The organism is Clostridium phoceensis (assembly GCF_001244495.1).
Classification (GTDB): Bacteria; Bacillota; Clostridia; order Oscillospirales; family Oscillospiraceae; genus Lawsonibacter; species Lawsonibacter asaccharolyticus.
The window spans coordinates 814,404-839,239 of record NZ_LN866274.1; the positions used below are offsets into that span (position 1 = coordinate 814,404).

The window sequence follows — 24,836 nt, forward strand, 5'->3', positions numbered from 1 at the left end:
AGGGGGACGGACAGGAGGGATCCATTCTGGCGGCATGGAGACTGCATAAGATCACGCGCCCCGGAGGAAAGCCTCCGGGGCGCGCGTGTCATACTTTGCGGATGATCATCAGACGCTTTGGCGGATCAGCGGAGCGGGACGCAGTGCTAGAGGATCAGGCGCCAAACTGGATCAGGACCTGATCGTCCCGTTCGAAGGCGGAGGCACTGTAGTAGCGGGCGGTCACAGCGCCGTCTTCGTCCCGCTCACAGCGGTAGTGCTCCAAGAAGTCCCACAGCATGGGGATCTCGGAGGTCAGGCAGTTGTGGGGGCGGTACAAGCTGTTGGTGTACTGGACCAGGGGAATGTCCTGTCCATTGATCCAGGTATAGGTCTCGAAACGGTCATAGGGGCCTGTGACGGTGAAAACAGGCTCGGATACAGGCACGCCGAAGGTGGTGACTGTTCCGTCAGCGGCGTAAACCGCCGGGGTGTACACAAAGCCGTTGACTCGCAGGAAATACTGTGCCCAGTCGTCTGTGCGGTTCCAGCGGTCGTCATAGGGGGTGCCAGTGTCATCTTTGCCATTGCCCTCGCCATTGATCAGGTAAGTGGGGATGGGCTTGTCAGAGTGGGCGTCGGGATAGTCCTGATAGAAAGAGGTGGAGGCTACAGCGGCGTAGTAATCCGGGGTCTCCTGGGCAAACTGCTGAGATTCCATAGAGCCCATGGACTGGCCGGTGCTGTAAATCCGGCTGAGATCAAACTGGAATTTGCCGGAGTCATTCCAACCCTCCAGGAGATCCAGCATGGCGTGGTAGCAGGCATCCACATCGGCGGGGGTGACAGCGACAGAGGTGTTGTAGGCTTCATTGGTAAAAATCAGCGCGATGCCGTTTTGGTTTGCGGTTTCCCACCAGCAGGTGGAGTCAAAGAAGATGATGTTGGTCTGGCTGCCGCCAGCCCAGACGGTGATGACAGGGGCGCCGTCGGGCTGGAGTTCGGATGCGTTCTCAGGGATGTAGAACAGGATCTCGCGGGGCTCGCCCTCAATGTCCACGATGGTGCAGATCATTGTGGCGGTCGCGCCATCGGGCATAGTGACCTTCTGTTCAGCATAGCGGTCAGGGGACTTGTGGGCGTTGACGATCACGTCGGTATAATCCCCCCGCAGCATCAGGGCATTTCCGTAGGCGGAAGTGTTGTCATAGCGGGTGTAGCAGGTCAGGAAATCATGGATCTCCCGGCCGGAGAGGGACTGTCGGCTGTCCACAGCCACCTTGGAGATGGGGCCCGCATACTGGGTCTGCCAGGCGTCAGAGTCCCCGGCCTGGACATATACGGTGCCGTAGTCGGCGTTCTGGGTGCCGGAAGGGGAGCAGTCGTTGGCAGTCTTCCAATACTGAAGGCTGTGGTCCGCGGCATCATAGTTGACGAACCAAGTGGGAACAGGGATGTCCTGATTGGTAATCATCTGATCGCCGCGGGCCGCCAGGCGGCTCTTCACATCCTCTGTGATGTCATAGCCGTTGGTGCCTACCGCATAGACCTGGCTGCCTACTTCGGACAGATATGCCTCGCCGGCGCTGACGCCGTTCAGATACACCTGAGCGATGACGAAGATGGGATTTTTGGCTGACCAAGCCTCCAGAGGGGCACACCCTTCACCATAGCCTACAAAATACCACTCGCCAAAGGCGGACCAGTAATTTTTGTTTTTGTCAGGCGCGTTGGGATCGGCCTCGTCGGCCACAGGCGTGTTCAGCCAGGAGAGAGCGGCAGTCAAGAAAGGCAACTCTTCCTCCACGGACCCCCAGCCGCCGCTGCCGGGGGCCAGCACAAACAGACATTCGCCGTTTTCTTCCGCCAAATCGAACCAGCCATTTTCCATCAGAAATTGGGTGGGATCGACCTTGTCGGGCAGGGCGATCACGTAAAAATAGGGCCGACAGGAGGCATGCTCGGAGATATAGATGTAGGCCTCTCGCTGGGCCGAGTTCCCCTGGAGATCGGGATAGGTCAAAGTCTTGCTGAAATAGCCCGTCATGGGCAGCTGGTTGGCATCGGAGTAATCAAAGGCGGGGGCCGGTACGCCATCCAGCGAGATGGGGCCTGTGGAGGTGGTAGACACAGAGACTGCCTTGGAACCTGCATCCCAGGAGACCGGCATGTTGTAGGCCTGGGCCAGATAAGCGAGGGGGACGTACAAGGTCCCATCCCGCAGAGCAGGGACAGTGTCCATCTCAGAGCCGGAAAAAGTGGCATCGCTGCCGGTGAAATAGGTGCTGACGCCGTTCCGGGTGAACTGTACTCTGGAGCCTTCCTGCTTCTGAGTCAGTCCCAGAGCGTCCGCGATATCCGGCGAGACCATGGTGCGGTCGTTTTGATCAATGTATGCGGCGGACTGTACCGTCTTGCCGTCTACCTGCACAGAAACACTGCCCTCTGCCGAGGCGGAGGAGATGAGCCCCAGGGCAAGAGACACACCGAGGGTAAGGCCAAAGAGATGTTTGATCGATTTCCTCATGAAGATGCTCCTTTCAGATAGATCCCTGGATTTGTGCTGTTTAAATAAAAAGTGGAGAGATATAAATAAATTATATCACGGATAAAATAAACTTTAACTCTAATTTTTGCATAAATTCATGAAAGATATAAATGAATTCAAGACAAAGAGGGAGTAAAAAGCGGCGCCCCGGAGGATTCCCTCCGGGGCGCGGGCTCGTATGTCATACTTTGCGGATGATGCCCATTGGGGTGCACTCACTGGACTGACCCAAGGGGTTGTCCCCCAGGATCCTGGCCAGCAGGGCCATGGAGGGCTCCTTCTGGGAGCAGCCCAGGATGTTGGCCCCCAGGTCGTTGATGTCCACGATTGCCACCGGGTGGCCCAGAGCCTGGGCCAGCCTGCGGGAGGTACCCATGGGGTCGGCGGGGGTGAGGACCACGTAGTGGTCATAGGGAGGGATGGTGCCCTCGGTGGGGCCGTCGATGCCCCGGGCCTTGGGCCCGGCCACGATGTAGAACCAGCCCTTCCGGCGGAACAGCTTGCCAATGACGCTGCAGAAGGCGGCGAACAGGATGCGCAGGGTGCCGCACTCCCGAAGGGCCATCTCCATAGTCTCCGGGATGCCCAGACCGATGCCGGCGGGGGTCTTGGTCACATAGCGGCTGAGGGTGACGGCCAGCTTCCGGGGCTTGATGTCCTCCATGGGGATGGCCCGGTTCTGGGTGCAGGCCACCGCCTTCTCGGAGATGAAAAGAATGTCCCCCTCCTGCATCCGGTCCTTGGCGTAGCGGACCACCACGTCGGCCATGTCGTCAGTGTTGGTGATCAGGTGGGTCTTTACCGGGATACGCTGGTAGTCCACCCCGTCCACCGTGCGGACCAGCTGCTTGCCGGGGTTTGCGGAATAGGTGCTCTGTTCTTCGCTCATGGAGATGCTCCTCTCAGGCGGCAGTCCTGCCGCTGCGTTGTATCAAGGTAAGGATGCCCAGTTTTCCAGGGCATCCAGTCCTGTGCGTTGATTTGATTTTCCTATTATATCACCAGGGGCTCCTGTTTTCCACGCTTTGGCGCAAGTTTTCCCGCTTATTCGCCGATCTCTTCCGGCAGAGGGCGGCGGCGGTGCTCCACCGGGCCCCACTCGGGCAGGGGGAGGCGCTGCATGGAGCCGAAGACCCGGGACTTGAGCCCGGGGTAGCGGCCCTGGAGCTCGTAGATCAGCTCCTTGATCTCCTGGCGCTTGGTGTTGCCGTTGGCAGGGCAGGGGTTCTCCACCACCGGGAGAGAGAGGCGCCGGGCGGTGTGACGCACCAGATTCTCCCCGCAGTAAAGCAGGGGGCGGATCTGGGTGATCTGAGTCCGGTCCAGCCAGGTGACGGGCTGGAAGCAGGACAGGCGGCCCTCAAAGATGAGGGACATGAAAAAGGTCTCCACTGCGTCATCGTAGTGGTGGCCCAGTGCGATCTTGTGGATGCCCTGCTCCAGCAGGGCACTGTGGAGGGCCCCCCTCCGCATCTTGGCACACATGGAGCAGGGGTTTTTCTCCTTCCGCACATCAAAAATGATGTGCTGGATTTCACTGCCGAGGATGGTGTAGGGGACCTCCATCTCCCGGCACAACTGGGCAATAGGAGAAAAGTCCATCCCGGGCCGGCCCTCTGCCGCCCCCATGTCCAGGGTGAAGGCCTCCACTGTGAAGGGGATGGGGTAGAATTCCCGCAGCTTGGCCAGCGCCACCAGAAGGGTGAGGGAGTCCTTGCCGCCGGAGACCCCCACCGCCACCCGGTCATCAGGCTGTATCATGTCGTAATCCTCCACACAGCGGCGGACCAGAGAAAGGATTCGGTTCATAGGGCCTCCTTTTCAGGTTTTTTCCTCATTTTCACAACTTTTTTCAAAAAATAAAATTCAAATTGAAAATGAGATAAAAAGAGATAATAACAGAAAGCGAGAGAAAACGGGAGATTATGAAATAGAAATTAAAAAAGATGGAAAAACCCGTTGACATTGGGATTCCCAAATACTATAATACAAAACGCTCCGCTTGTACAGGGGAGCGACTGATTTTGTCTGCAAAATGATTTTTCAGATAAGGAAAGAAAATGGAGGTCTCACCTATGTCCACTTTTATGGCCAACAAGGGGAACATCGTGCGTAAGTGGTACGTCCTCGATGCTGCTGGCAAGCCTCTGGGCAAGACCGCTGCCGCCGCCGCCAACCTGCTGCGGGGCAAGCTGAAGCCTGAGTACACCCCCCACGCCGACTGCGGCGACTTCGTCATCATCATCAATGCGGAGAAGGCCGTCCTCACCGGCAAGAAACTGGAGCAGAAGTATTACCGCACCCACTCCGGCTGGATCGGCGGCCTGAAGGAAGTGCAGTACAGCACCCTGATGCGGGAGCGCCCCGAGCTGGCCATGAAGCTGGCTGTCCGCGGCATGATGCCTCGCAATGTGATCAGCAAGGATTCCATGTCCCGCCTGAAGATCTATCGCGGCGGTGAGCATGAGCACGCCGCTCAGAAGCCTGAGCTGTGGGCTCTGTAAGCAAGGAGGTAGACGAGCATGTATAAGAGCAAGAAGCCTTATTTCTATGGCACTGGCCGTCGGAAGTCCTCCGTGGCCCGCGTTCATCTGTTCCCCAACGGCACTGGCGCCGTGACCATCAACGGCCGCGACATCGATGAGTATTTCGGCCTGGAGACCCTGAAGCTGCTGGTCCGCCAGCCCCTGGTGACCACCGGTAGCGAGGGCAAGTTCGACATCGTGGCCACCGTCTCCGGCGGCGGCGTCACTGGCCAGGCCGGTGCCATCCGCCACGGTGTGGCCCGCGCCCTGCTGCTGGCTGACGAGAATAACCGCGCCGCCCTGAAGGCCGCCGGCTTCCTCACCCGTGATCCTCGTATGAAGGAGCGCAAGAAGTACGGTCTGAAGGCCGCCCGCCGTGCGCCCCAGTTCAGCAAGCGCTGATTTTTTCCTACAAGTGCTCCCAGAGGGACGCCGCTTCTGCGGCGTCCCTCTTTTGTGCCAGCAGGCCCCTGACAGTCCGATAGGCTGTCAGGGGCCTGTTGTTCTGTGAATAAAAAGCTTCCGGATCAATCCAGGGACTTCAAATGCAGATACACCGTATTTTTGGAGATGTTGAGGATCTTCGCCACGCTGGTGACTGCGCTCTTGATTTGGAAGATCCCCTGACTGCTGCATCGCTTGATGATCTCCTTGTTTTTTAGAGAAGGAAGAATATGGATGTCCTGCTCCACTTCATCCCTGATTTGTTCCACGACCCGGGTAAGCAGTTCCTCCGCATTGTCCACAAAAGTTTCTGTCAGCATAGGGCGCTCATCCATCGCATCTTCGGTCAGATGGCCGATCAGTTTATAGAGGGGGGTGTTCAGATAAAAGTTGATACACAGCAGGCCAATGGCCCGGCGGTTTTCACCATAGATAACGATGGTAGTGGAGCGCAGCGGTTCGCCGCTGCGGTTGCGGGAAAAATAGGAAATATGGCTTTTCCCATCCTCCTGCTGGATGGAGCGGAGCATATCCAGGGCCAGATCAGTAATGGGAGAACCCTCGTGACGATTTGTATAGTGCCCATTGGCGATGGCAATGACAGAGTGCTCCATGGACTCCAGGCTGTGCAGCACGATCTCATATCCTATGCCCAGATAATCCTCCAGACCGCACACCAGATCCCGGTAAGAGTTCAGGATCAGCCGCTCCGCGGGAGTCAACACGATTTCTGTCTGTTCCATAACATCTTCCTTTCCTGAAAGCCTGTTAAATTCAAAATATCACAAACGAAAATGGCGCACAACCTTTTTTGCAAAAAAAGAGTTTATTTATGAAAAAGAAACAAAAATAAAAGGGAGATATAGTAGGAATCAGACATTGACATGATAAAAATTCAGTATATAATAAAATTTATTACAGTATATGAAGAGCAAGTGATTTGCTGCTAAGAACGGAAAGAAATTTGAAAGGAGCATCAATCATGTCACGCACCTATCTGAAAAATGTCCGCATCGTGGATGGAACCGGCGCACCGGCCATTGAAAACGGCCTCTATGTCTTTGACAATATAGAGGACAAATTCAATGAGGACGTGGTGGAGTATGTGGGAGAAATGGACCAGAGTGTCCTGGCCAAGGCGGGGCCGGAGGATGCGGTCTTTGACCTGTCCGGGCACACCATTCTGCCCGGACTGATCAACTGCCATGTTCATCTGGACCTCATGCTCCCCTATCGGGGGCTGGGCAACAGCTTTGATGAGTTTGGCATCCCCTACCGCACACTGCTGAGCTACCGGCGGGCGGCCGAGGCGCTGGACTGCGGCGTTACCACCATCCGCAGTGCCGCTATTCCCGATGACATCGACATTGGACTGAAAAAGGCCATCAACAAGAACATGCTCTGCGGCCCCAACATCATTGCCTGCGGAAAGGGACTGGTGGCCCACAATGGACACGGCTCAGAGGAAAACTCCGTGGTCATGTGCAGCGGTGTAGACGCATTTATGAAGGCTGCCCGGGAGCAGCTGGCGGCAGGGGCAGACCAGCTGAAGATGATGTACACCGGGGGAATGGCTTCCGCGAATGAGGGCCTGTGCGATATGCAGATGACGGATGAAGAGGTAAAGGCAGTGGTGGACGTGGCCCACCGGGCCGGAAAGAAGTGCTTCGCTCATCTGTCCAACGACAAGGCCATCCGTCAGTCCGTCCTGCTGGGGGTGGATTCGGTGGAGCACGGCTACACGCTGTCTGAAGAGACTGCCAAGCTGATGGCAGAGCACGGCACCTATTTTGTCCCAACGATCTCTGTCTCCTCCAGCGATGATTATCTGCTGGCCCACGGATGCCCGGCTCACCAGGTGGAAAAGGGGCGCGAGGCCGCCAAGACCCACCGGCAGGGCGTGACCTGGGCCCATAAGCACGGCGTAAAGATCTGCGTGGGCACCGATCTTCTGCCCTCTGACCCGGTGGACGGCACCAACGCCACCGTCCGGGAGATCGAGCTGCTGGTCCAGTGCGGCCTGTCTCCGATGGAGGCCATCAAGGCAGCTACTTCCACCGGTGCGGAGCTGTGTGGGCTGCAGGATGTGACCGGCACCCTCAAGCCCGGACTGATGGGCGACTTCATTGTGGTGGAAGGCAAGCCGGATGAAAATATCTCTGATCTGCGGAAGCTGCGCCTGGTGGCCAAGCACTGCAGGCTGATTTGGAGCACCCTGCCCAACCTGAATGTCCGCCGCTTCAGCGTGCTGGCCCCCGGCTATGAGATGAAGGGCGGCACCTTCTGCGATTGGCGCCTGATCTGAGTGAGGAGACAAACCATATCACGGTAAAAAGGAGAGGAAACCATGACAAAACGCATCAATACCGAAAAGGCCCCTGCCGCTATTGGCCCCTATTCTCAGGGGGTAGCAGCGGGAAATTTCCTGTTCGTTTCCGGCCAGCTGCCGATTGACCCCAAGACCGGCAGCATCGACGCGGACAACGTGGCCGACCAGGCGAGACAGTCTCTGACCAATCTGTCTCAGATCCTGGAGGCCGCAGGCACCTCCATGGACAAGGTGGTCAAGACCACCGTATTCATTCAGCATATGGATGACTTTGCGGTGATGAATGAGGTCTATGCCCAGTTCTTCCAGGGAGAGGTCCTGCCTGCCCGCAGCGCTGTGGAGGTAGCCAAGCTGCCCAAGGGCGCACTGGTCGAAATCGAGGCGGTCGCGGCGCTGTGATGCTGCGGCCCAGCTCTCCCACCCAATCATAGAAATTAGAAAGGCGGGAACTCCATGGAAATTATCAGCTTTATTGGCATCGTAGCGGCACTGATCCTGATCATCCTCGGCTCCGTCCGAGGCTATTCCCTGATCCTGCTGTCCACTGTGGCGGCTCTGCTGGTGGCAGCCACCGGCGGCGTGAATGTGTTTGAAAATTACGCCAATGTCTATATGGGCGGCGTGGCCAACATGGTGCTGGCCCTGTTCCCCATCTTCCTGGGCGGCCAGATGTTCGGCAAGATGCTGGAGATGTCCGGCCTGCCCATGGCGGTGGCCAGCGGCGTGTTCCGCAAGCTGGGGCCCGCCAGCGCGGTGGCGGCGGTCTATCTGGCTACCCTGGCCATGTCTGTGGGCGGCATCGACGTGTTCGTCATTATTTTCACCATGTATCCCCTGGCCGCTGCCTTCTTTAAGGCTGCCGGCATCTCCCGCAGCCTGATCCCCGCCTGCGTATTGGGCGGTGCGGTGGCAATGCAGACCCTGCCCGGCATGCCCATCAACAACATCGTGCTCCCCGCCAATGCCTTCGGCACCACTCCCATGGCCGGTTTCTGGATGGCTATCGCCGGCTTTGCCATCGTGGGCGGCGGCAACCTGTGGTATCTCCACCGGGCAGGACAGAAGTACATCGCCAAAGGGGAAGGCTTTATCCCCCGTGAAGGCGACACCGACGACGTGGATCTGAACACTGAGGGACTGCCCAACCCCTTCCTCCTGCTGATTCCCATGGGTATCGTGGTCCTTCTGCTCAACCTGATCCATTGGCCCGCCTGGGCGGCCCTGTTTATCGGCTGTGTTGTGCTGGCACTGATGTTCTGGAAGCGATACGAGGGCTTCCACAAGATCGTCAATACGATGGCAGAGGGAGCGAAGAACTCTCAGTCTGTGATCCAGACTGCCGCTATCTGCGGCCTGGCCTCTGTGGTGGGCGCGGTGCCCGGCTACAACCTGCTGCTGGGCCTGCTGGAAAAGGCCTCTTTTGGCAGCCCATACATCATGCTGTTTGTGTGCATCGCGGTGATTGCTGGCTTTACGGGCAGCGCCACCGGCGGCCTGGCCTTTGTCCTGGACAATTTTACGGACAAGCTGGTAGCTATGGGCGGCAATCCGGAGGCGTTGACCCGGATCGCCAACATCTCCCAGATCACCTTTGACTCCCTGCCCCACAACAGCGCGATTGTCCTGACCCTGTCCTACTGCGGCGTGACCCACAAGGAGGGCTACAAGCACCTGTTTGTGGTGACTGTCGTTACCACCACACTGGCCACGATCGTCAACATCATCATGGCCCATTTGGGAGTGATTTGAGCTTATGAGCATAAGAGACAAGATGCGGCCCCTGTTCCGTACCCTGGACGGCGGCCTGTTTTCTGAAAAAGCGGGAAAGGCAGACGTGGGAGATGCGGTGTCCAAGCTCCAAGCGGAGGGCGGCACCCTGATGTGCTGGGCGGACCCTTTCTATCCAGACCGGGTGATCCCACAGAAGGTACTGGAGCGCAGTGTGGAGGTCATCCAGCAGGGGGTGGCCTGCCACTATACCCCGCCCATCGGCAATGCGGACCTGAAAGAGGTCATTGCGAAAAAAATCGAGCGGGACAACCACATCAAAGTAAACCCCCAGCGGAACATCATCATCAATCCCGGCTCTGACGTGGGCCTGTATTTTGCTATGACCCCCTTTATTGAGCCGGGAGACGAGGTGCTGGTCCACGACCCCAGCTATCCAAGCAATTTCCTGGACCCCCAGCTGCTCAACGGCGTGGTGGTGAAGGTGCCCACCTATGAGGAGGACAACTACCGCCTGCGGGTGGAGGAGTATGAGAAGCGGCTGACGCCCAAGACGAAGATGGTGCTGCTCTCCTCCCCCAACAACCCCACCGGCCGGGTGTTCACCCGGGAGGAGCTGACAGAGCTGTCCCAGTTCATCATCAAGCATGACCTGATCTGTGTCTGCGATCAGGCCTTTGAGGATACCGCGTTTCCGGGACATGAGATGGTCACCATGGCCTCACTGCCCGGCATGTGGGAGCGCACGGTCACAGTCTGTTCCTGCTCCAAGGGCATGGCCCTGAGCGGCTACCGGGTGGGCTATATCTTCGCGGATGATGTGATCATGGACACCATGTACGCCACTGCGGTGAATATCCAGGGTGCGGCCAATACCATGGTCCAGATGGCCATGATCCCCGCCTATGAGGACACATCCTTCATTCAGGACTATGTGGCGGAGCAGGACTTCCGCCGCCGCTATGCCTATGAGAAATTCAATGCGGTGCCCGGAGTATCCATGCCCCTGATGGAGTCGGGCTTCTATGGCTGGGTCAATGTCAGCCGCTTGGGAGACTCCAGCGAGATCACCGCCTATCTGGCGGAGGAGGCCAAGACGCTGGTCAACGACGGAAAATTTTACGGAGACCAGGGAGCCGGCCACCTGCGCATCATCTACGGTGTGTTCGCTGACCGACAGAAGAGCCTGGACGGGATCGACCGCCTGTGCGCAGCTCTGGCCAAGCGGGCCGCCCAGCTGGGCATCACAGAATAAGAAAGAGATCTCCCTCCCTGCCGGTGTCTCCGGCGGGGAGGGAGATCTGTGTTTTGGAGGGTGAAGATTCAGCCTTGTCCGTCCTCTACGAACCGGGCGGCGGCCAGGCCGGCCACCGCGCCGTCGCCCACAGCGGTGGCCAGCTGGCGCACCTCCTTGGCCCGGCAGTCCCCGGCCACAAAGACGCCGGGGAGGCGGGTGCGGCAGTCCTCACCGGAGCGGAAATAGCCCTCATCGTCCAGCTCCAGCTGGGCCCGGAAGGGGGCGGTGCCGGGGACCCGCCCCACGGCGGCGAACACCCCGTCCAGGGGGAGCTCCAGGGTCTGTCCGGTGGAGGCCTGGCGGACCCTCAGACCGGTGAGCCTGCCCTCCGCCTGGAGCAGGGCCTGCGGTGTATAGCCCAGCAGCAGGCGGATATTGTCCCGGGTCCGTACCCGCTCCGCCAGCTTTGGACTGCCCCGGAACTCCAGCCGGCGGTGGATCAGGGTCACCCGGCGGCACACGCCGGAGAGGAACAGGGCCTCCTGCAGGGCGGTGTCCCCGCCCCCCACGATGGCGGTGTCCCGGCCCTGATAGAAGGGGCCGTCACACACGGCGCAGTAGGACACCCCCTGTCCGGTGAGGGCCTCCTCCCCCTCCAGGCCCAGAGGGCGGTGCCGGGTGCCAGGGGCGAGGATCAGGGCGCGGCAGTGGAGGGGGCCGCCGTCGGTCTCCACGGCAAAGCCCCCCTCCTCCGGGCGGAAGCCCAGCACCTGGGCATAGTCCAGCTCCACCCCCTGCTCCTCCGCCTGGCGGGTGAGGGCCTCAGAGAGCTGGAGGCCGCTGACGCCGGGCAGGCCGGGGTAGTTCTCCACCAGGGGGGAGAAGTTGATCTGTCCGCCGGGAGCGGCCTCCTCCAGGACCAGCACGGAGCGGCCGGCCCGGACGGCGTACAGGGCGGCAGTGAGGCCGGCGGGGCCGCCCCCCGCCCCGATGATATCAGTCCTAAGGGTCCTCTCTCCTTTGTAAAAGCCGCCCNTTTCCTGATGTCCCGATCCGTCTCAGTGCCCCCGCCGCCGCAAGGGGGGAGGGAACTTGGGATCAAGGCGCGGTCAGCCTACTTCCCGGGCCCGGTGCTCCTCCGCGAACCGCTTGATGGGGCCCAGTCCGGTGATGCTCTCCCCCTGGACCACCAGGGTGGGGGCCTGACGCACCCCGTACCGGGTGGTCAGGTCGGGAGACTCCTCTGCCACCACCTTCTGATAGGGCACTCCCGCCTTCTGGAGCAGGGCCTCCGCCTGACGGCAGTTGGGGCAGGTACGGGTGGTGAACAGCAGGGACTCCCCGCCGGACGCCTGGGGGGCGCCCTCCTGGGAGAAGGTCACCTGGCTGCCGGCCCGGCCCGCCTTCCACAGGTGGGAGGCGGTGAGGTCATATACCTTCCGGTCCTTGAACTCCTGGGTCTTGCCGTCATTCCAGTTCTGCACCGGCCGGTAGTAACCGGTGATGCGGCTGTACACCTCCGCAGGCTTGCCGCAGATGGGGCAGGTGTGCTGCTCCCCGGACAGATAGCCGTGGTCGGCGCACACGGAGTAGGTGGGGGACATGGTATAGTAGGGCAGCTTATAGTTCTCTGCGATCTTCCGCACCAGCTCCGCCGCCGCCTTCCAGTCAGGCAGCTTCTCCCCCAGGAAGGCGTGGAACACGGTGCCGGAGGTGTAGAGGGTCTGAAGCTCGTCCTGCACGTCCAGAGCGGAGAAGATGTCCTCGGTGTAGCCTACGGGCAGGTGGGAGGAGTTGGTGTAGTAGGGAGTTCCGTTCTCGTTGGCGGTGATGATGTCGGGAAACTCCTCCTTGTCGTGCTTGGCAAAGCGGTAGGTGGTGGACTCGGCGGGGGTGGCCTCCAGGTTGTAGAGGTCGCCGTACTGCTCCTGATAGTCGCTCAGCCGCTCCCGCATGTGATTGAGCACGTCTTTGGTGAACTGCTGGGTCTCCTTGTGGGTCAGGTCGGCCCGGAGCCACCCGGCGTTCAGTCCCACCTCGTTCATACCGATGAGGCCGATGGTGGAGAAGTGGTTGTCAAAGGTCCCCAGATAGCGCTTGGTATAGGGGTAGAGCCCCGCCTCCAGCAGCTTGGTGATGACGGTGCGCTTGGTCTTGAGGGACCGGGCGGCGATGTCCATCAGCTTGTCCAGCCGCTGGTAGAAGTCGGACTCGTCCTTGGCCAGATAGGCGATGCGGGGCAGGTTGATGGTGACCACCCCCACGCTCCCAGTGGACTCGCCGGAGCCGAAGAAGCCGCCGGACTTTTTCCGCAGCTCCCGCAGGTCCAGGCGCAGACGGCAGCACATGGAGCGCACGTCGGAGGGCTCCATGTCGGAGTTGATGTAGTTGGAGAAGTAGGGGGTGCCGTACTTGGCGGTCATCTCAAACAGGAGCTTGTTGTTCTCCGTCTCAGACCAGTCGAAGTCCCGGGTGATGGAGTAGGTGGGGATGGGGTACTGGAAGCCCCGTCCGTTGGCGTCGCCCTCGATCATGATCTCGATGAACGCCTTGTTCACCATGTCCATCTCGGTCTTGCAGTCCCCGTAGGTGAAGTCCATCTCCCTGCCCCCCACGATGGCGGGCAGGTTCTCCAGATCCTTGGGCACGGTCCAGTCCAGGGTGATGTTGGAGAAGGGAGCCTGGGTGCCCCAGCGGCTGGGGGTGTTCACCCCGTAGACGAAGGACTGGATGCACTGCTTGACCTCTTTCTGAGTCAAGTGATCCACCTTGACAAAGGGAGCCAGATAGGTGTCAAAGGAGGAGAACGCCTGGGCCCCTGCCCACTCGTTCTGCATGATGCCCAGGAAGTTGACCATCTGGTTGCACAGGGTAGACAGGTGACTGGCCGGGGAGGAGGTGATCTTCCCCGGGATGCCCCCCAGCCCCTCCTGGATAAGCTGCTTCAGAGACCAGCCGGCGCAGTAGCCGGTGAGCATGGACAGGTCGTGGATATGGATCTCGGCATTGCGGTGGGCGTTGGCCACCTCCTGGTCGTAGATCTCGCTGAGCCAGTAGTTGGCGGTGATGGCGCCGGAGTTGGACAGGATGAGCCCGCCCACCGAGTAGGTGACGGTGGAGTTCTCCTTCACCCGCCAGTCGTTGATCTGGAGGTAGTTGTCCACCAGCTCCCGGTAGTTGAGCAGGGTGGAGTTGACATTGCGCACCTTCTCCCGCTGCTTCCGGTAGAGGATGTAGGCCTTGGCCACATCGGCGTAGCCCGCCTCGGACAGCACCTTTTCCACGCTGTCCTGGATGTCCTCCACCGCGATGCGGCTGTCCCGGATCTTGGGCTCGAAGTCGGCGGTGACCCGCAGAGCCAGCATGTCGATCACGCTGGGATGATACTGCTTTTCCAGCGCCTCAAAGGCTTTGGTAATGGCGGCGCTGATCTTGCCGATCTCAAATTGGGCGGCGGTGCCGTCCCGCTTGGTCACCTGATACATCACACGGTCCCTCCACATTCTTCAGTCCCGCGGCGGCTTGGCCGCCGCGACTGCTCCTACTATACCATGAAGGAAATGGCCCGTCAATATCTTGTGCAAAATTCCGGCGGAAACACAATATTTTGTTTTCCTGGAGCAAAAAAGCAGGAAGCGCCGGCACATGTTTTGGGAAGAAACGGGGCAAAAACCGGCGATTTTTCTGAAAAAGAACACTCCCGCGCCCCGTGGGACGGGAGTGCTCTGCCATAAAAATTAGCCAAAAACGCGGAGGGGGGATTCAGATGCCCCGCAGCTCCACTGCCGGGACCCAGGGGCGGACCAGGGCGGCGAACCCCTCCATCTCCTCCCGGGACCAGGCGCTCAGACCGGGCCGGAGCACGGTGTCCCGGTCGATGAAGGCCTGAAGAAAGTACCGCCGGGCGCCGGAGATCCAGGGGCCGATGGCGCGGAAGGAGGCGCTGTCATGGAACTGGCGCACCACGGTGGTGCGGAACTCATAGTCCACATGGCCCTCCAGCAGCCAGGACACGCTCTCCCGGATGGGCCCCAGGTCCAGGCCGGGGACCCCTGCGGTCTCTCCGTACCGCTCCGGGGAATTTTTGATGTCCATGGCGGCGTAGTCCACCAGCCCCAGGGACCACAGCCTGGCCAGGAGCTGGGGGTGGCTGCCGTTGGTGTCCAGCTTGATGGGGAAGCCCAGGGCCTTGATCTCCTCCAGAAGTCCCTCCAGCCCGGGGCGGAGCAGGGGCTCTCCGCCGGTGACACAGACCCCGTCCAGCAGCCCCTTCCGCTTGGCGAGGAAAGCCAGCAGCTCCCCGCTGTCCATGGCGGCGGGGAGGGGGCCGGTCACCAGGTCCCGGTTGTGACAGAAGGGGCAGCGGAAGTCACAGCCCCCCAGGAAAATCGTGCAGGCCACCCGGCCCGGCCAGTCCAGCAGCGTCAATTTTTGCAGTCCCTGAATGTCCATGGTCAGCGCTCCTTTTAGCTCTATTGTAGCGGCGGGAGGGGGAGCCGTCAAGACCGGCGGCACCGGAGACGGAAATAGCACAGCCCCGCCAGGGCGGGCAGGATGGGGGAGAACGCCTGGCCCAAGTAAATGCCGGCGGGGCCCAGGGCGAGGGGGAAGGCCAGTAGCCAGCACAGGGGCAGACGGAGCAGGGCCGCGTCCAGCATGGCATTGCACATAGCCACCCAGGAAGCCCCAGAGCCGATGGCGAAGGAGTCGAAGACATACATGGCAGCGTAGATCAGTCCGTTGACGGAGCAGCAGATGCGGAGATAGCGCACCCCCTCTGCCGTCACGGCCGCGTTCTCCGGTTCGAAGAGGGCGATGATGGGGGCGGCGGCCAGCTGGACGAGGGCGGTCAGAAGGGCAGTGGCCCCCAGACTGAGGAGAAGGCCGCTCCTGACGGCCTGACGCACCCGGTCCGGATCGCCGGCACCCAGGTTCTGCCCCACCATGGCGGTCACCCCATAGCCCAGCGCCCAGCAGGGCATCCCGGCGAAGGTGCTGACCTTCAGGCCGATGCCGGCCGCCGCCGCCACGGAGACGCCGAAAGGGTTGAGCAGGCCGGTGAGGATCAGGTAGGAGAGGTTGACCACCGCCATCTGGACGGCAGAGGGGAGGCCCAGCCGGAGAAGGGAGAGGAGGGCGGCGGGGCGGAGGGGGAGACGCCGGAGGGAGAGGGGGACACAGCGGTGCAGGTGGGCCAGAGAGAGCAGAAAGGAGACGCCTTGGGCCGCCACGGTGGCCCAGGCGGTCCCGGCGGTTCCCAGGCCGCAGGGACCTGCCAGGATCAGATCCAGGAGGAGATTGACCACAGCGGCGGCGGCCACGAACCGGAGGGGACCGCGGGAGTCGCCCCGGCCCTTCAGGATGGCGCAGACGGCGTTGTATCCAAAGACAAAGGGGGTGCCCCAGCAGAGGATGGCCATATAGCCGCAGGCGTCCCCCATAGCCCGGGAAGGCAGGGCCATCAGGGTGAACAGCGGGCAGTAGCAGAGCAGGGCGGCCGCCGTCAGCAGGGCGGAGCCCGCCAGCGCCAGCAGGAGCAGCGCGGCGGCGGCCTCCTCCTCTTCCAGGCGGTCCCCGGCGCCCCGGGCCCGGGCGGTGAGGACCGTCCCACCGGCGGAAAAGCCCATGCACACCGCGTTGAGGAGGAAGCACAGGGTGGAGGCGCTGCTCACAGCGGCCAGGCCGGTCTCACCCACGAAGCGGCCCACCACCAGCAGATCCGCCATGCTGTAAAAGGACTGGAGCAGATTGGCCAGCAGGAGTGGGAAGGAGAATCGGATCAGGCAGAGGGGGACGCTCCCCCGGGTCAGATCCAGCGTATCGGAGTTCATATCCATCGTTCCTTTCTCAAGACAGGTATAGAAGTGGGCGAAGGGCGGGGATACAGGCCCTCCGCCGGAAACGGGCGCGAAAAAGCCGCGGACAGAACACTGTCCGCGGCCTGAGTCATGAGAATGGAACAGAAGGGATCAAAAAGGCGCTCAAGCCCTTCTTGCGGGCCTGCGCGTGCCAGATCCCATCCCGTCAGGCTCCGTACAACGCTCTGTCACATCGGGTCGTCCGGAGCCGGATACAATGGCAAATTTTCCGTAGAGCCTCATGGGAGCCCTCCTCTCCTGGTGGATAGCTCTATTATAAAAGCGGCGGGCGGATCTGTCAACCGGGATCGGGGGCGGTGGGCTTGAAACAGGCACAAAAAGGCGGCCAGTCCGGAGGACTGACCGCCCAAGGTCCGCGCCGCTTCAGATGACAAAGGCCGCCAGCATAGCCAGATAGGAGGTGCGGGCATCCCGCCCCAGCAGGACATATATCGCCCCGTACATCAGCCCGAAGGCCATCACCCCCAGGCCGGTGGAGAGGCTCCCCCTGGACAGCGTGTGGATGGCGCCCCAGGTGCAGCACAGCACCACGCCGCCGAAGGGGAACCGGCTCCGCCCTTTCCTCAGCGCCTCCCAGAACCGCTGTCCAAAGGCTGCGATCAGAAGGACCAGGACCACCTCAAAGGCGTAGTAGAGATACTGGCCGGCGAACAGGAGGGGCCCCTTCTTCTGAAACTCTCCGATCACCTTCAGAGTCCCCCAGTCCAGCGCGTTCAGCAGGATGCACAGGGCGGCCAGCCCAATGGCGAGCCCCGCCCCCTTCCGGGGGACAGGCCTGGCCTCCAGCAGGGAAAAGCCCAGCTTTTTCTCCGCCTGTCTCACCAGCAGGGCGGCCGTCAGCCCCCAGCAGGCCATAGTCATCCCCCAGTGGAGAAGCGTATGGGCGGCGGTATAGCGGGAGGGCGGCGTACCGCCGAAGAGGGCCGGCTCCACTCCGCCCATCAGCACCAGCTCCAGTCCCAGTCCCGCGAAGGCGTACAGGGCGTACCACAGAAATTCCCAAGGGGAGCTCTTGTCCCGTTTCACGGCCATTCCTCCCGTCTCTCAAATCAGGGCTATGATACCACGCTTCTCCCCTAGACGCAACGGCCCGGGTGCGAAAAGCCCCCGCCCGCGGAGCCGCAGGCAGGGGCAGTGTTCTTTATTTAGTCTCGGGCTCCTCCTCGGGCAGTACCCGCACCTGGATCTCGATGACCCGGCGGTGCTCCACCCGGGTAACGATGACATCCAGGCCCTCGGCCTGGAAGTGGTCCCCCTCCTCGGGGACCCGGCCCACCTGCTCCATCACCCAGCCGGAGACGGTGGTGGCGGCGCAGGCGCCCTTGACGGCGAACAGGTCGAACATATCGTCCAGGTCGGCGGAGCAGGCGATGAGATAACTGCCGTCTTCCTGCTTTTTGAACTCCTCGATGACCTCGTCGTGTTCGTCCCAGATGTCGCCCACCAGCTCCTCCACGATGTCCTCCAGGGTGGCAATGCCCTCCGTGCCCCCGTACTCATCCACCACCACGGCCATGTGGGCCTTGTTCCGCTGGAGGATGCGCATCAGCTCGGAGATCTTGGTGTTGCCGGTGGTGTAGAGCACCGGGGCCTTCAGGGCGGAGATCATGGTCTCCCCCCGGTAGCGGGCGGCGTAGAAGTCCTTCTCATGGATCACGCCCACGATATTGTCGATGCTGTCCTGATAGATGGGCAGGCGGGAGTAACCGCTCTCCGCAAAGAGGGAGCCCACCTCCTCCATGGTGCTGTTCTCCTCCGCCGCCACGATATCCACCCGGGGAGTGAGGATCTCGGACACCTCCAGGTCGTGGAACTCGATGGCGTTGCGGATCAGCTCACTTTCGTGCTCGTCCAGGCCGCCCTCGTTCTCCGCCTGGTCCACCATAGTGACCAGCTCCTCCTCGGTGATGCCGTCCTCCTCCCGCTTGTGGATGATCAGGGAGAGCAGGCGCTTCCACTGGGTGAACAGGAAATTGGCCGGGGTCAGCACGGCTACAAAGGCCCGCAGCAGGGGGGCAGAGAGCATGGCCCAGGCCTCCGGGCTCTCCTTGGCTAGGCTCTTGGGCGAGACCTCGCCAAAGATCAGGATCACCACAGTGAGCACGATGGCGGACACCGTGGGCCCCCGCACGTCATCCAGCAGCCGGATGAACAGCACCGCGCCGATGGTGGTGGCCACGTTGTTGACGATGTTGTTTCCGATGAGGATGGTGGACAGCAGCTTGTCATAGTCCTCCGCCAGAGCCAGGGCCCTGGCAGCCCGCTGGTCCCCGTTGTCCGCCCGGCTCTTCAGGCGGATCCGGTTCAGGGAGGTAAAGGCGGTCTCTGTGGCGGAGAAGTAAGCGGACATGGCCACGAGGATGACAAGAGCAACGGTCATTCCAATACTGGTACTGTCCATGGGGGACAAATCAACTCAGCTTTCTGTCATAAATTCCCGGTCTTCCGGGTGCTTAGCACAGGAGTATATCACAGATATTAAAAAAATGCAAATCTTATACCGGACAAATTCCGCTGTATCCCGGCAAAATTTGGCCTGGAGGCAGGCTGCCGGCCCCAAATGGCATCCTGGCGGCTCCTGGCTTGCTCTGGCGTCCCGGTTCTGGTATGCTCACAGAGAAGGGAGGTTTTTCTATGAAAGTGAGGGTGGAATACGCACCCGTGCTGGAAAACGAGGTGGTCCTGCGCTGCCCCCGGCTGGATCAGGAGATGCTCCGCGTCCTGTCTCTGGTGCGCTCCGGCCTTCAGAAGCTGTGCGTATGGGATGAAAACCGGGAGATCATCCTGCTCAGCCCGGATGAGACGCTCTACTGTGAGAGTGTGGACGAACATACCTTTCTCTATACCGCCTCTGCCTTTTATCAGACGGCCCTCACCCTGGCGGAGCTGGAGGGGCGGTATGGAGAGCTGGGCTATCTCCGGGTCAGCAAGTCCGCTGTTATCAACCTGCACCGCATCCGCAGCCTGAAGAGCCGGACTGGCGGCCGCATCGAGGCATCCCTGGAGAACGGGGAGCGGCTGGTGGTCTCCCGGCACTACGCGCCCCTGCTGCGGGAGCGGCTGGGACTATAAAAAGGAGGTCCATCATGGGAGAATTTATCCGTTTCTACAGCTGGGGCCTGTCCATGAAATTTCATATGGCTGTCTATACCCTGGCGCTGGTCTTTTTCAAGGCCATCTTCAACGCCCTGGCCGGCGAGGGCTCCGTATCCTCGCTCACCATGCTCCAGATGCTGCTGGTCTCCATGGCGGTGGCCATTCTGGAGTCCTTCCTTTTCCCGGAGGGCCGGGAGCTGGAGCCGTCCGCCCTGCGGGTGCGGACCGTCTGGTGGGGGCTGCTGTGCAACCTGGGGTTTGTGGGCGGCGCGCTGGCCCTGGGCTGGTTTTCCAATGTGCCGCTTTGGGGAGGCATCTTCCTGGTGCTCTTCCTGGAGTGGGGCTTGTCCGCCATGTGGTTCGGCCTCCATGTGGCCCTGCGGCGGGACACCCGCTCCCTGAACCGGAAGCTGAGCGAGTACCAGAAGCGGGGACCGGAGAGTTAGAGAAAAAAGAGGACGGATGCCCTCTTGGGGAGACATCCGTCCTCTTTTTCTTGATCCGATCCCTTTAATACTTGGCAAAGCCCGCCCCGAAGGTGCGGCACTGCTCCAGCCCCTCCTCATCGGGGGTCAGGTGGAGGATCAGGCCCTCGTCCTGGTACACATTGGCTCCGGCACTGTCCGCCCGCTGGGCCCAGTCCCGCATCCACTGACCGTCGCCCCAGTCATAGGAGCCGAACAGAGCCACCTTTTTGCCGCCCAGACGGCCCTCCAGTTCGGTGAAGAAGGGTTCAAATTCCGCCTCCTCCAACACCTCCGCCCCCATGGCGGGGCAGCCCAGTGCCAGCAGTCCATAGCCCAGCGCCTCGTCCACCGTGGTGTCGCACACCTGCTTCACATCCACTTCAGCTCCGGCCCCGGCGGCCCCCTCCGCGATGGCGTTGGCCATCGCCTCCGTGTTGCCCGTCATGGACCAGTAAATCACTGCCATCCTGCTCATGTATGTGACCTCCTGAAAATAAAAATTTGGTTTGTATAGCAAACGGGGGGGCGGGCCCATCCGGGCGCCGCGGATCTCCCCGCCTCTATCCCCTATCTCCGTCAAGCTGTCCGAAACAGCTGGACCAGCCGGCAGCCGGCCTCCAGGCGGCGGCACAGGGCCCTTCGGCAGCAGCCGTACTGCCGGAAGCATCTCTGGGCCCTCTCCACGTCGGAATAGACCTTCCACAGCCCGCTGTATTTATAGCCCTGGCCGCCATGCCGGCGAAAGCCCTCCACATCCTCGGCGGGATATCCCAGGAACAGCCCCACCTCATGGGGGAACCCACCGCTCCCCGCCATCCGGGACGCCAGGTGGTCCAGCATGGCCTCCAGCCCGCCGGCCAGGGGATAGCCGTCCCGTTCCAGCAGACGGGCCACCTCCTCCTGCTCCAGCTGGCGCTCCAGGCGGTCCCGCCGGTACACCAGTACCAGACAGCGGCTGCGGCACCGGCACAGGGGCCGCAGAGAGATCCCCGCCCCGGCCAGGGCGGCGGAGTAGGACGCCAGCAGGGCGTCGGTCTCATCTCCTTCCCCCGGGAGGGCAATGAGATCCGCAGGCTTGATGCCTGCCAGGGCCGGCGCACAGTGAAAGGCCAGGGTCAGCTCAAAGCGCGCTTCGGCCGGCCGGACCTCAGAAGTTAGCATAAGCTAATCTCTCCTTTGAAAAATCACGCCTTTCGGCGTTTGGCTGTAAAATTTTAGTCCCTTTCGTTAGCTGGTGCTAACCAATAAAAATCTACCACAGTTTTTCCTTCCTGTCAACCACTGATTTTGCCCGCTCCCGTTTTGGCGGGGGCGGGCACCTGGGATGCGGGAGGGACATGACCCTGCTCTATGCGAAAGGCCGGGGATCGGGCCGGTGGTCCAGGAGAAAGCGGCGATGATAGTTTAACCCGGCATAGCGCTGGACCCTTTCCAGACAGAGGGCGTCAGAGATGCCCCCAGCCATGCCTAGGATGGGGATGCCCTGGACAAATTTCATCACCAGCAGGCGGTCGGCTAGGAGAGAGGCAGTCCGGCGGATCTGTGTCCCCTGGTCATAGTCCTCCGGCGGACAGGGGGTGAGGGCAAACTCGTCCAGCAGCGCGGTGCATGCGGCCAGCTCCTCCCCATAGGACAGGGCGCCCTGGACCAGAAGGAGCAGATAGTACCGTTCTGCCGGGGTATCCCACCCGTAGCCGTAACGGGCAGCCATTTGGTAGAGGCTTTTCAGCAGGACGCCGGTAAAGAGCGGGATATCGGGCAGGCCGATCCCCAGCAGCCCCAGGAGAGTGCCCTCGGCCCCGGAAAGGGCCAAATTGAGGGCCCCGGTCCGTCCCGCTCGGCGGGAAAAGACCCGCAGAGAGCTCCGGTCCCCCTTCAGCTGGGCGGCAAACTGGTCGATCTCAAACTGCTGCCGGGCCGCCTCGGCATCAAAGGTGCGCTCCAGAAGCCCGGTCCCCCGCTGGAAGACCAGATCAAATGCCTTGACAAAGGCGGAGTTAAGGGCCTCCCGGAGTTTGGGCGGCACCTTGTCCTCCAGCGCCCGGTCCAGCCTGGACTCCGGCGGACGGGCATGGCGGGCCTGATAGGCTCTCCTGCGGCGCTCCAGCCGGGCAAATTCCTTTTCCCAAGGTGTGACAGCTTTCTTCTGCGGCACGGCTCTCCCTCCTCTGTGCATAATGGATGAGGTGAGGATATCACACAGCCGGGGCGCCTGTCCTGAAATTGGGATTAAAACTTGTCACTTCCCCGGCCCGAATGACGAAATTTTGTAAAAAAATTATGAACGCTCTTGCATTTTTCCGCAAGTGGCGGTATAGTAATTTAGCACTCATAAATATTGAGTGCTAAATTTACAAAAACTTAGATTTTACAATATAGGAGGCATCCATCATGGCAAAGAAACAGTTCAAGGCGGAGTCCAAGCGGCTGATGGATCTGATGATCAACTCCATCTACACCCACAAGGAGATCTTTCTGCGGGAGATCATCTCCAACGCCAGCGACGCGGAGGACAAGCTGGCCTACCGTGCCCTCACCGATGACAGCGTAGAGGTCAAGCGCAAGGATCTGAAGATCACCATCGTTCCCGACAAGGAGAAGCGGACCCTCACCGTGTCCGACAACGGAGTGGGAATGACGAAGGACGAGCTGGAGTCCAACCTGGGCACCATCGCCAAGAGCGGCTCCCTCCAGTTCAAGCAGGAGCTGGAGCGGGACGACAAGGCGGCCTCCAAGGTGGATGTGATCGGTCAGTTCGGCGTGGGCTTCTACTCCGCCTTTATGGTGGCGGACGCGGTCACCGTCATCTCCCGGGCCTATGGCGCGGAGGAGGCGTGGATGTGGCAGTCCGCTGGCACGGATGGCTACACCGTCACCCAGTGCGAGAAGGAGACGCCGGGCACCGATATCATCATGCACATCAAGCCCAACGCCGACGAGGAGAACTACGATCAGTATCTTGAGACCTATAAATTACAAGAGCTGATCAAAAAATACTCCGACTATATCCGCTATCCCATCGTGATGGAGGTGGAGGACTACCGTCAGAAGGAGAAGCCCGCCGACGCCGGAGAGGACTACAAGCCCGAGTGGGAGACAGTGAAGGAGTGGAAGACCCTCAACTCCATGGTGCCCCTGTGGCAGCGGCAGAAGAGCAAAGTGAAGCCGGAGGAGTACAACGCCTTCTACAAGGAGAAATTTGGGGACTGGCAGGACCCCCTGACCGTGATCCACACCAGCGCCGAGGGCGCCGTCACCTACAAGGCCATGCTCTATATCCCCTCCCACACCCCCTACGACTTCTATACCCGGGAGTATGAGAAAGGGCTTCAGCTTTACAGCTCCGGCGTGCTCATCATGGACAAGTGTGCCGACCTGCTCCCTGACCACTTCCGCTTTGTCAGGGGCGTGGTGGACTCCCAGGATTTCTCCCTGAACATCAGCCGGGAGGTGCTCCAGCACACCCGCCAGCTGAAGGTCATTGCCTCTGCCCTGGAGAAGAAGATCAAGGGGGAGCTGATGAAGCTCCAGAAGGAGGACCGGGAGAAGTACGAGACATTCTGGAAGTCCTTCGGTACCCAGATCAAGTATGGCGTGGTAGCCGAGTACGGCCAGCACAAGGATCTGCTGCTGTTCTGGTCCTCTAAGGAGGGGAAGGACACCACCCTGGCGGAGTACCGGGAGCGGATGCCAGAGGATCAGCCCTATTACTACTACGCCTGCGGCGAGAGCGCTGAGAAGATCGCAAAGCTGCCCCAGGTGGAGCGCATTTTGGACAAGGGGTACGAGATCCTGTACTGCACCGAGGACGTGGATGACTTTGTCATGCGCGGCCTGGGAGAGATCGACGGGAAGGCGTTCAAGTCGGTGAATGACGAGGATGCCCTGCCCCAGAGCGATGAGGAGAAGAAGATGGCCGAGGAGAAGGCGGAGGCGGGCAAACCTGTGCTGGAGGCTGTCAAGGAGGCCCTGGGCGAGGAGGTGAAGGAGGTCCGTGCCTCCTCCATCCTGAAGTCGGGGGCGGTGTGCCTGACGGCTGACGGCCCGGTCTCCCTGGAGATGGAGAAGTATATGCGGAAGGTGGATGGGGACCGCGCCGCCCGGGCCCAGCGGGTGCTGGAGCTCAACCCAGATTCCGCTCCCTTTGCCGCGCTCCAAAAGGCGGTGGAGGCAGGGGACAAGGATACGGTCTCCAAATACGCCAAGCTGCTCTACGGACAGGCTCTCCTGCTGGCAGATCTGCCGCTGGAGGACCCGGCGGAGTACGCGCAGCTGGTCTGCTCCCTGATGGTGTGAGCCGGAAGGCTTTCCCCAAGTTCCAAGTCTCGATCTGTTTTTGAGTCCCCGCCACCGGGAGATGGGGACACCGGGGGAGGGCTCTGTCCCGGGAGTGCGATCGAGATCAAGAAAACTGAAAACGCACGATTTTTGTGCCGGCCGGCGCAGCCAAAGAGCTGCGCCGGCCGGCCTGTTTTGCTTCAGGGGACATCGGGGGACGGGAGACCGGCTCCCCCCAAAAAAATCAGTAAAAAAACGCTTGACTTGAAGTGGACTCCAGGGTTTATGATGGGTCCGCAGATGCAGCAGAACAGGAATAAGGAGGA

At 60.9% G+C, this 24,836-nt stretch carries 22 protein-coding genes; 9 read left to right on the forward strand and 13 right to left on the reverse strand.

Annotated elements, in window-relative coordinates; genetic code table 11:
* Positions 1-154: 154 nt before the first annotated feature.
* The 3 genes from BN1969_RS04755 to BN1969_RS04765 all read right to left on the reverse strand — a co-directional run bounded on the left by BN1969_RS04755 (position 155) and on the right by BN1969_RS04765 (position 4,336).
* Entirely contained in the window at positions 155-2,506 is a 2,352-nt protein-coding gene (locus BN1969_RS04755; protein WP_050623258.1) for a stalk domain-containing protein, read from the reverse strand.
* A 202-nt stretch (positions 2,507-2,708) separates the two neighbouring features.
* Complete coding sequence (locus BN1969_RS04760) at positions 2,709-3,416, reverse strand: coenzyme F420-0:L-glutamate ligase (RefSeq protein ID WP_050623259.1); 708 nt, start codon at positions 3,414-3,416, stop codon at positions 2,709-2,711.
* 155 nt (positions 3,417-3,571) lie between these two features.
* Positions 3,572-4,336, reverse strand: coding sequence for a tRNA 2-thiocytidine biosynthesis TtcA family protein (locus BN1969_RS04765; RefSeq protein ID WP_050623260.1), 765 nt, complete (start codon positions 4,334-4,336; stop codon positions 3,572-3,574).
* A 266-nt stretch (positions 4,337-4,602) separates the two neighbouring features.
* Here BN1969_RS04765 and rplM point away from each other — a divergent pair, with 266 nt between their 5' ends.
* On the forward strand, positions 4,603-5,031 hold the full coding sequence (gene rplM / locus BN1969_RS04770) for a 50S ribosomal protein L13 (RefSeq protein WP_050623261.1): 429 nt from the start codon (positions 4,603-4,605) through the stop codon (positions 5,029-5,031).
* 18 nt (positions 5,032-5,049) lie between these two features.
* Positions 5,050-5,454, forward strand: a complete 405-nt coding sequence (rpsI, locus tag BN1969_RS04775) for a 30S ribosomal protein S9 (protein WP_050623262.1) — start codon at positions 5,050-5,052, stop codon at positions 5,452-5,454.
* Positions 5,455-5,579: 125 nt separating this feature from the next.
* On the opposite strand, the gene BN1969_RS04780 is transcribed toward rpsI, so the two are convergent.
* Entirely contained in the window at positions 5,580-6,239 is a 660-nt protein-coding gene (locus BN1969_RS04780; protein ID WP_050623263.1) for a helix-turn-helix transcriptional regulator, read from the reverse strand.
* A gap of 239 nt (positions 6,240-6,478) precedes the next feature.
* Between BN1969_RS04780 and BN1969_RS04785 the strand changes: the two genes are divergently transcribed.
* From BN1969_RS04785 to BN1969_RS04800, 4 genes are read left to right on the forward strand one after another with little or no spacing between them, the layout of a single operon-like run.
* Entirely contained in the window at positions 6,479-7,801 is a 1,323-nt protein-coding gene (locus BN1969_RS04785; protein ID WP_050623264.1) for a metal-dependent hydrolase family protein, read from the forward strand.
* Between the two features lie 42 nt (positions 7,802-7,843).
* On the forward strand, positions 7,844-8,224 hold the full coding sequence (locus BN1969_RS04790; protein WP_050623265.1) for a RidA family protein: 381 nt from the start codon (positions 7,844-7,846) through the stop codon (positions 8,222-8,224).
* Positions 8,225-8,278: 54 nt separating this feature from the next.
* A complete protein-coding gene (locus tag BN1969_RS04795) occupies positions 8,279-9,574 on the forward strand; it encodes a GntP family permease (RefSeq protein ID WP_050623266.1) in 1,296 nt (431 codons plus the stop codon).
* Positions 9,575-9,578: 4 nt separating this feature from the next.
* A complete protein-coding gene (locus BN1969_RS04800) occupies positions 9,579-10,808 on the forward strand; it encodes a pyridoxal phosphate-dependent aminotransferase (RefSeq protein ID WP_050623267.1) in 1,230 nt (409 codons plus the stop codon).
* A gap of 68 nt (positions 10,809-10,876) precedes the next feature.
* Here BN1969_RS04800 and BN1969_RS04805 read toward each other — a convergent pair whose 3' ends face one another.
* The 6 genes from BN1969_RS04805 to BN1969_RS04830 form a co-directional block, all read right to left on the reverse strand.
* Complete coding sequence (locus BN1969_RS04805) at positions 10,877-11,785, reverse strand: NAD(P)/FAD-dependent oxidoreductase (RefSeq protein ID WP_077138695.1); 909 nt, start codon at positions 11,783-11,785, stop codon at positions 10,877-10,879.
* Between the two features lie 114 nt (positions 11,786-11,899).
* Positions 11,900-14,275 (reverse strand): ribonucleoside triphosphate reductase, encoded by a 2,376-nt coding sequence (locus tag BN1969_RS04810; protein ID WP_050623268.1) that lies wholly within the window; start codon positions 14,273-14,275, stop codon positions 11,900-11,902.
* Between the two features lie 277 nt (positions 14,276-14,552).
* Entirely contained in the window at positions 14,553-15,242 is a 690-nt protein-coding gene (locus BN1969_RS04815; protein WP_050623269.1) for an anaerobic ribonucleoside-triphosphate reductase activating protein, read from the reverse strand.
* A gap of 47 nt (positions 15,243-15,289) precedes the next feature.
* A complete protein-coding gene (locus tag BN1969_RS04820; RefSeq protein WP_050623270.1) occupies positions 15,290-16,621 on the reverse strand; it encodes an MATE family efflux transporter in 1,332 nt (443 codons plus the stop codon).
* Between the two features lie 411 nt (positions 16,622-17,032).
* Positions 17,033-17,695 (reverse strand): hypothetical protein, encoded by a 663-nt coding sequence (locus tag BN1969_RS04825; protein ID WP_147577004.1) that lies wholly within the window; start codon positions 17,693-17,695, stop codon positions 17,033-17,035.
* 115 nt (positions 17,696-17,810) lie between these two features.
* Positions 17,811-19,070 (reverse strand): HlyC/CorC family transporter, encoded by a 1,260-nt coding sequence (locus BN1969_RS04830; RefSeq protein ID WP_050625390.1) that lies wholly within the window; start codon positions 19,068-19,070, stop codon positions 17,811-17,813.
* Between the two features lie 233 nt (positions 19,071-19,303).
* Here BN1969_RS04830 and BN1969_RS04835 point away from each other — a divergent pair, with 233 nt between their 5' ends.
* Positions 19,304-19,741 (forward strand): LytTR family DNA-binding domain-containing protein, encoded by a 438-nt coding sequence (locus BN1969_RS04835; protein WP_050623272.1) that lies wholly within the window; start codon positions 19,304-19,306, stop codon positions 19,739-19,741.
* A 14-nt stretch (positions 19,742-19,755) separates the two neighbouring features.
* The gene (locus BN1969_RS04840) at positions 19,756-20,211 is read left to right on the forward strand and encodes a DUF3021 family protein (protein WP_050623273.1); all 456 of its coding nucleotides are present in this window, start codon (positions 19,756-19,758) and stop codon (positions 20,209-20,211) included.
* 64 nt (positions 20,212-20,275) lie between these two features.
* Here the strand turns inward: BN1969_RS04840 and BN1969_RS04845 are convergent, their stop codons facing one another.
* The 3 genes from BN1969_RS04845 to BN1969_RS04855 form a co-directional block, all read right to left on the reverse strand.
* Positions 20,276-20,707 carry a flavodoxin gene (locus BN1969_RS04845; protein ID WP_050623274.1) on the reverse strand — a complete coding sequence of 144 codons (432 nt, stop codon included), beginning with the start codon at positions 20,705-20,707 and terminating at the stop codon, positions 20,276-20,278.
* 101 nt (positions 20,708-20,808) lie between these two features.
* A complete protein-coding gene (locus BN1969_RS04850) occupies positions 20,809-21,393 on the reverse strand; it encodes a DUF3793 family protein (RefSeq protein ID WP_050623275.1) in 585 nt (194 codons plus the stop codon).
* A 187-nt stretch (positions 21,394-21,580) separates the two neighbouring features.
* The gene (locus BN1969_RS04855; RefSeq protein WP_050623276.1) at positions 21,581-22,387 is read right to left on the reverse strand and encodes an EcsC family protein; all 807 of its coding nucleotides are present in this window, start codon (positions 22,385-22,387) and stop codon (positions 21,581-21,583) included.
* Between the two features lie 236 nt (positions 22,388-22,623).
* Between BN1969_RS04855 and htpG the strand changes: the two genes are divergently transcribed.
* The gene (htpG, locus tag BN1969_RS04860) at positions 22,624-24,528 is read left to right on the forward strand and encodes a molecular chaperone HtpG (protein WP_050623277.1); all 1,905 of its coding nucleotides are present in this window, start codon (positions 22,624-22,626) and stop codon (positions 24,526-24,528) included.
* The last annotated feature ends 308 nt before the right edge of the window (positions 24,529-24,836 follow it).

Coding starts and splice junctions, on each gene's coding strand:
- BN1969_RS04830 (WP_050625390.1), bottom strand. CDS start 19,070: ATGGACAGTACCAGTATTGGAATGACCGTTGCTCTTGTCATCCTCGTG.
- BN1969_RS04765 (WP_050623260.1), bottom strand. CDS start 4,336: ATGAACCGAATCCTTTCTCTGGTCCGCCGCTGTGTGGAGGATTACGAC.
- BN1969_RS04850 (WP_050623275.1), bottom strand. CDS start 21,393: ATGCTAACTTCTGAGGTCCGGCCGGCCGAAGCGCGCTTTGAGCTGACC.
- BN1969_RS04780 (WP_050623263.1), bottom strand. CDS start 6,239: ATGGAACAGACAGAAATCGTGTTGACTCCCGCGGAGCGGCTGATCCTG.
- BN1969_RS04845 (WP_050623274.1), bottom strand. CDS start 20,707: ATGAGCAGGATGGCAGTGATTTACTGGTCCATGACGGGCAACACGGAG.
- BN1969_RS04810 (WP_050623268.1), bottom strand. CDS start 14,275: ATGTATCAGGTGACCAAGCGGGACGGCACCGCCGCCCAATTTGAGATC.
- BN1969_RS04785 (WP_050623264.1), top strand. CDS start 6,479: ATGTCACGCACCTATCTGAAAAATGTCCGCATCGTGGATGGAACCGGC.
- BN1969_RS04840 (WP_050623273.1), top strand. CDS start 19,756: ATGGGAGAATTTATCCGTTTCTACAGCTGGGGCCTGTCCATGAAATTT.
- BN1969_RS04755 (WP_050623258.1), bottom strand. CDS start 2,506: ATGAGGAAATCGATCAAACATCTCTTTGGCCTTACCCTCGGTGTGTCT.
- rplM (WP_050623261.1), top strand. CDS start 4,603: ATGTCCACTTTTATGGCCAACAAGGGGAACATCGTGCGTAAGTGGTAC.
- rpsI (WP_050623262.1), top strand. CDS start 5,050: ATGTATAAGAGCAAGAAGCCTTATTTCTATGGCACTGGCCGTCGGAAG.
- BN1969_RS04800 (WP_050623267.1), top strand. CDS start 9,579: ATGAGCATAAGAGACAAGATGCGGCCCCTGTTCCGTACCCTGGACGGC.
- BN1969_RS04815 (WP_050623269.1), bottom strand. CDS start 15,242: ATGGACATTCAGGGACTGCAAAAATTGACGCTGCTGGACTGGCCGGGC.
- BN1969_RS04790 (WP_050623265.1), top strand. CDS start 7,844: ATGACAAAACGCATCAATACCGAAAAGGCCCCTGCCGCTATTGGCCCC.
- BN1969_RS04795 (WP_050623266.1), top strand. CDS start 8,279: ATGGAAATTATCAGCTTTATTGGCATCGTAGCGGCACTGATCCTGATC.
- BN1969_RS04820 (WP_050623270.1), bottom strand. CDS start 16,621: ATGAACTCCGATACGCTGGATCTGACCCGGGGGAGCGTCCCCCTCTGC.
- BN1969_RS04760 (WP_050623259.1), bottom strand. CDS start 3,416: ATGAGCGAAGAACAGAGCACCTATTCCGCAAACCCCGGCAAGCAGCTG.
- htpG (WP_050623277.1), top strand. CDS start 22,624: ATGGCAAAGAAACAGTTCAAGGCGGAGTCCAAGCGGCTGATGGATCTG.
- BN1969_RS04835 (WP_050623272.1), top strand. CDS start 19,304: ATGAAAGTGAGGGTGGAATACGCACCCGTGCTGGAAAACGAGGTGGTC.